Raw genomic sequence first — 5,445 nt, 5'->3', positions numbered from 1 at the left:
CGGTCCTTGTGGGCCGGCCCGAACCGCAACGGCGAGTGGCCCGAACCCCAAAGCAAGTGGCCCGAAGGAGTTGATCCCCACGCGCAGCCCCCTCGTCGGCGTGGCCCGAAGCTGCCCGCAGCCCGCGGAGGGAGGGGGGCCGGCCCGAAACGAGGTCATAGCGGTAGAGCCGGAACGACACGCCGACCGGAGCGCCCGGCGACACGGTCGCGGTGATCCGCACGCTGCGCCCACCGACCGCCGATGCCGGCGCGACGACCCTGATGCCCCGGCGCACGGAGATGAGCACATCCGTGGACGAGGACCACGGCGGCCAGCGGTATCGCGCGAGCGACCTCGTCGCCTGGGACAGCGACGCGGTCCGGGCGGTCCTCGAGGCGGCGGCCGAGGCCGAGGGTCTGCCGAGATCCAGCTGGCCCACGCGGCGTGCGGGGACACCGGCCGTGTTGGGCCGTCGCTGTCGCCCAAGCGAGCCGTCCACACCGGTTCGATCTGAAAGCCCGGACGCCGACCGGGTCGACTGACGCTTGCCAGATGGCTATCACTGGATGTCGAGCCAATCAGGCCCCGACCAGTGCCGGATGCCGTCCAGGACCCCCGCCGCGTAGAAGAGGGGCGAGGGGTACGCGTCGTCGCCCACGGCCGCGCTCAACTCGGGCAGAGCGTTCGCCACGAGCGTTCCCCGAAATCCGCGCTGGAACAGGTCGAGATCGTTGCCGGAGTCGCCGAAGACCATGACGTCGGCGGCGGCAACGCCCCACGAGTCCACCAGGAAGCGTGCGGCGTTCCCTTTGCCGGCGGCAGACGGCAGGACGTCGAGATGGACGCCCGAGCTGTACACGATCGATGCGTCCAGACCGGCTCGCGCGAGGGCGCGGCGGATCGTCGACCGGTCGGATGCGCTCAGGCCGAGGACGTCGTAGCTCGCCTTCAATCGTGTCTGGGCCTCCTCCGGCTGGAGCTCGAGCCACGTGAACTGGCGGAGCGTGCGCCGGACAGCATTGGCGTACCAGCCGTCGAATTGCTCGGCCCACCCTGGCCATGGGCGCCCGCTCCCGCCATGGATCTCGGTCCCGACCGCTGTGATCGCCACGTCCGGCTCGGGCAAGGCGGTCCCCGCGATGAGCTCGAGCAGCGACCCGTGCAGCCGGCCGGTCGCGTAGACGAGCCGGTACCGGGCTCGGTGCGCCGCGTGCCAGGCGGCGAATCGCTCGAGCGCGTCAACGTCGCCCAGCAGCGTGCCGTCGATGTCCGCTACGAGGACGCGGCCGGTACCCATTCGACCTCCTGTCCGTGGCCCTCGACGGCGTCCGGCAACCGCGATTGTGGACCGCCCTGACGCCCCGGCTCGGCTCCCTCGATGTGGCGCTCGACCAGGTTCGGGACATTGACGAGCGCCTGCGCGATCCCATTCCAGGTGAACGACGACCTCGCCCGATGGGAGCCGAACCGTGAGAGCTGGCTCGCGACCCGCGGATAGAGAAGCACCGTCGCCACCGCATGCCCAAACGCCTCCGGGTCGAGCGGGTTCGCGTAGAGCGCCTCCAACCCCCAGGCCACCATCTCCCAGAGTCCTCCCTCGGTCGTGATGACCGTGGGCGTGCCACACGCCATCGCCTCGACCGCCGTCATGCCGAACGGCTCGTACCGGCTGCTCAGGGCGAAGACGTCCGCCGACCGGTAGGTATCGGCCAGCTGCTCGTCGGGGATGTAGTCGCGGAACAGCACGCTGTCGGCGATCCCGAGTTCCCCGGCGAGCCGGCGCAGGTCCTCGATCTGGCGCGCCTCGCCCGGCGTCGGGTCGGTCGAGCCGACGGCCAGCAGGAGCCGGGCGCCGGGCACTCGCGACAGCACGGTTGGCAGCGAGCGGAGCAGAAGGTCGTAGCCCTTGTTCGCTGCCACCCGGCCCAGCGCCAGGATCAGCGGACCCTCGACCCCCAGCTCGCGCTTGAGCGCCTGGCGCGTTGCCGTGGAGACGGGGAAGTACCGCGCGTCGTCGAACCCCGGCGGAATGACGGCGATCTTGTCGGCCGGGACGTCGTACTCGCCGCTGACGAGGATCTTGCGCTGCTGCGGCGTCGTCGCGACCAGCGCGTCGGCGTCGTCGTAGATCGCGCGCTCGTCACGGATTCGGCGGGTGAAGTTGTACTGGCGATCGAGCTCCCCGGCATCGCCGGTCATGTTGTCGCGCTTCCACGAGCCGATCGAGTGGGGCGTGTGGACATGGGCGATGCCGAGCCGGCTGGCCAGCCCATCGCCGCCCAGGCCACCGTCCCAGTAGTGGCTGTCGATGAACGCGTACGAGAGACCCTTGGCCCGAATGAACCGCTCGGCGTTGGCCACCCACTCTGGGATGACGTCGCACATCCACTCCTTGCGGATGAGCTGCGGTCCGCCGCACGGGATCCGGACGATCCGGAGGCGCTTGCCTAGGGACTCGATCGCTGGCTGGTCCTCGAACCCGCGAGTCATGATGTCGACCCGATAACCAAGACGCGTGAGGGATTCGGAGAGCTTGAGCACATAGACGACCTGACCGCCGGTGTCGGGGCGTCCCAGCTCGGGCTGGCCGCTGACGTAGCCATGGATCGAGATCATGAGGATGCGTCGGGCCGCGCGTCGGGCCATGGGCATTCCCTTCCCGCACCGACCAGCGCGACCGTGCGCCAAGAAAGACGACGGCTCCGCACGTGCTCCCGCGCCTCGCGCAGTTCGTCGGAGCGTATGGCCCGATATGATAGCCCACTGGCACGCAATCAGGTGGCGAGGACGCCTGGACCGCCAATCAGGTCAGGGCTTCGGTGGTCCGGCTCTCAGGGCCAGCTGCGCTCATTGCCTCCAGAAACGCCGGTCCGGCGTTTCTGATTGGACACGATGCCGGGTGCCTTCAGAGCGGCCCGGTATCCCTCCAAGCGGGTCGTCAACCACCAGCGCTCTCGGCGAGCGACCGCATTCTTGCAGCCGGTCGCGACCGCGCCTACGAGCGCCAAAGGCAAGAGCCACGGATAGTACTTTGCCGTCAATCGGAACGAGGTCTCCGAGACCATCCGCTCGCGCTCGGCCGGGCGTGTTCCCGAGGACGTCCGATGACGCACGATGGAGCGGCGCGACAGGACAAGCCCGTAGCCCAGCCGCAGAGCTCGGATCGACAGGTCGACGTCCTCGCCGTACATGAAGAACGATAGGTCGAGTCCACCAAGACTCGCGAGGAGGCGGTTGGGGACGAGCAGGCTACAGCCGGGAAGGTAGGGCACCGACCTCCAGCTGACGACCCGTCCGACCTCGACGTCGTCTGGGAGATGCTGGCCGCGGAACATCCAATGGCGACTCTCCAGTCGCCAGGGAAGAAAGCGGGGCCGCTCAAACCAGACGGCTCCGGTCGTCTCGTCCAATACCAGCGAGCTCACCAGTGCCGGGCCGTGAGCTCGTCGGGCGGTCGCCAGCAGTTCTCGGAGCGCGTCGCGATCTGTGATGGCGTCGTTGTTGAGGAGCCAGATCAAGCCCGATGGATCTTGGGGCAGGGACTCGAGGCCCACTGTTACCCCGCCGGCGAACCCGGTGTTTCGGCCAGGACGTGCCACGATCAACCGCGCTGCGCTGTCACCCTCCGGCTCCGGGTACGCTCCCGGTCCGTTGTCGACGACCACGATGAGGCCCGGTTGTTCCGAACCCGAGAGGACCGATGCGACGGCGCGTTGCGTGAGCCCCACGTCGCCGTAGTGAACGATGATCACGTGGGTTCGGGCCGCGAGCTGCGCGACGGGCTCACTGGAGTGCATGGTTCGAAATGTAGCGATCATCCTGGGTATGGGCCGCGCGTCATCGCTCCCCGCCTGTACCGTAGAGAACGACGATCCTCCTGCCCGTTCCTTGTCGCCACCGGACGCACGCCGCCGTCGGCACGGTTCGACGAGCGGCGCCAGCAATCGTGCCGGCCGAGCCGTCGGAGCCCACCGGATGAGGAGCCGCACCGTCGCATAGGCGGCGATCGTCGCCGTCGGGAGGCCGACGATCGGCAGGGCGAGCCCGACGGCAAGGATCGGGTTGATAAACGGCAGCGCGGCGGCACTGGCATACCAGCCGTTGATCGGGACGGCGACGATCGTGGCAAGGAAGCCAGCTTCGCGACGATCGACCGTGGCGAGAGCAAGGACCGAGACGACGCCGACCCCGAGCGCGAGCGGAGTCCCGCCGGTCGAGCCGCCCTGGGATTCAATCGCGTATCGCGCCATGATCATCGGCAACTCGGCGAGGAACGTCCCGACTGGGAGGACGGCGATGAGCACGACGCCGAGGACTGCCGTCACCGCGAGCGCCCGCCAGCGCCCATCGCCAAGGAGGGCGAACCCCATCTGCGGTCGGAGCAGGAGCCCGAGCGGGCGAGCGACGCCGAGGATGAGGGCGAGACTGACGATCGCGGGGTTGCCATTGAGGACGCCATGGACGAGCGGCGGGAAGAGGAGCCAGAGCCAGGACAACCCGCAGCGCCGGACGATGTACGCCGCGGCGACCGCGTCGAGCGCCATCCAGAGCTCGACCGCCTGTGACTCGCGGAGCGCGACGAACGGGGCGAGCAGGGGGAAGGCCCACGGCGGCGCGGCGAAGTGGAGGCCGTGGTAGGCGGCTTGCCACGGGTCGCCGCCGTCGAGCCAGGCGAGGGCTCCGCGGTAATAGATGTGGGCGTCGGTGCCGAGCTCGTATCCGTGATGCATGAGCGGGTGATTGGCGAGGAGCCAGGCGCCGATGACGATGACCGGCAGCGGCAACCAGCGCACGAGGCGATCCCAGCGGCGAAGGCCGGACCGGACGCGCGCGTCCGACGGAGCCCGTCCTATGGTCGTGTGTTCCCGAACGGACCATCCGTCGCTCGCCGGACCGTCCTCGCATCCAGCGGCAGGAGCACCCTGGAATCCGGCCCGCTGCGGCGCCCAACGGTGGCGTCGGGGAGCAAGACGGTGACGACGTCATCGATCTCGTCCTCGCAGATCTCGACAGCGTGGCGCAGCGGCGACGACGCGGATCGTTCGGGGGGAATCGGATGACTCATGGAGGACCGAGGATACCCGGAGCGCCCCGGCTGCGCCCATGGAGCCGCCCGAACGGCAGCCGTGAGCAGCCAGCCCGACGCTCCTCATGGCGAGCTGATAGATCAGGCGCGAGGATGACGCCCTGTTACACCACAAGCTGGGACTTGACCCCACGATCCCGGCATGGCGTCCCTATCCGGCGATCGGCCGCTAGAATATGGGCCTGCCGAGCGGGAGTAACTCAGCTGGCAGAGTGTCTGCTTCCCAAGCAGGTCCTTGCTCCGGCGGGCTCGCCCTCCGGGATGCCGGAAGCCTCCCAGCCGGCCCGCGGGCGGTCAGCGCGCTGATCGGCGAGCCGACCCGCGCTCGTGGCGCTCGACGACGAACGCGATGAAGGCCGCCACCTCGCTCCGCTCGG

The 5,445-nt window shown here is 69.2% G+C and carries 4 protein-coding genes and 1 tRNA gene; 2 read left to right on the top strand and 3 right to left on the bottom strand.

Going from position 1 to position 5,445, the window contains the following annotated elements; translation table 11 throughout:
• The first annotated feature begins 293 nt into the window (after nucleotides 1-293).
• Nucleotides 294-524: a hypothetical protein gene (locus IVW53_15500; GenBank protein ID MBF6606971.1), complete on the top strand. Its 231-nt coding sequence runs from the start codon at nucleotides 294-296 to the stop codon at nucleotides 522-524.
• 17 nt (nucleotides 525-541) lie between these two features.
• Here the strand turns inward: IVW53_15500 and IVW53_15495 are convergent, their stop codons facing one another.
• The 3 genes from IVW53_15495 to IVW53_15485 form a co-directional block, all read right to left on the bottom strand.
• Nucleotides 542-1,279 carry an HAD-IIB family hydrolase gene (locus IVW53_15495; GenBank protein MBF6606970.1) on the bottom strand — a complete coding sequence of 246 codons (738 nt, stop codon included), beginning with the start codon at nucleotides 1,277-1,279 and terminating at the stop codon, nucleotides 542-544.
• Nucleotides 1,255-2,628, bottom strand: coding sequence for a glycosyltransferase (locus IVW53_15490; protein ID MBF6606969.1), 1,374 nt, complete (start codon nucleotides 2,626-2,628; stop codon nucleotides 1,255-1,257). Before IVW53_15490 ends, IVW53_15495 begins: the two co-directional genes overlap by 25 nt.
• A 185-nt stretch (nucleotides 2,629-2,813) precedes the next feature.
• The gene (locus IVW53_15485) at nucleotides 2,814-4,775 is read right to left on the bottom strand and encodes a glycosyltransferase family 2 protein (GenBank protein ID MBF6606968.1); all 1,962 of its coding nucleotides are present in this window, start codon (nucleotides 4,773-4,775) and stop codon (nucleotides 2,814-2,816) included.
• Between the two features lie 484 nt (nucleotides 4,776-5,259).
• Between IVW53_15485 and IVW53_15480 the strand changes: the two genes are divergently transcribed.
• Nucleotides 5,260-5,346 (top strand) — tRNA-Gly (locus IVW53_15480).
• The last annotated feature ends 99 nt before the right edge of the window (nucleotides 5,347-5,445 follow it).

Source organism: Chloroflexota bacterium (assembly GCA_015478725.1).
Classification (GTDB): Bacteria; Chloroflexota; Limnocylindria; order Limnocylindrales; family CSP1-4; genus C-114.
Note: the sequence above shows the minus strand (reverse complement) of the source record. Positions and strands in the feature narration are given on the sequence as shown.

Coding starts and splice junctions, on each gene's coding strand:
- IVW53_15495 (MBF6606970.1), bottom strand. CDS start 1,279: ATGGGTACCGGCCGCGTCCTCGTAGCGGACATCGACGGCACGCTGCTG.
- IVW53_15490 (MBF6606969.1), bottom strand. CDS start 2,628: ATGGCCCGACGCGCGGCCCGACGCATCCTCATGATCTCGATCCATGGC.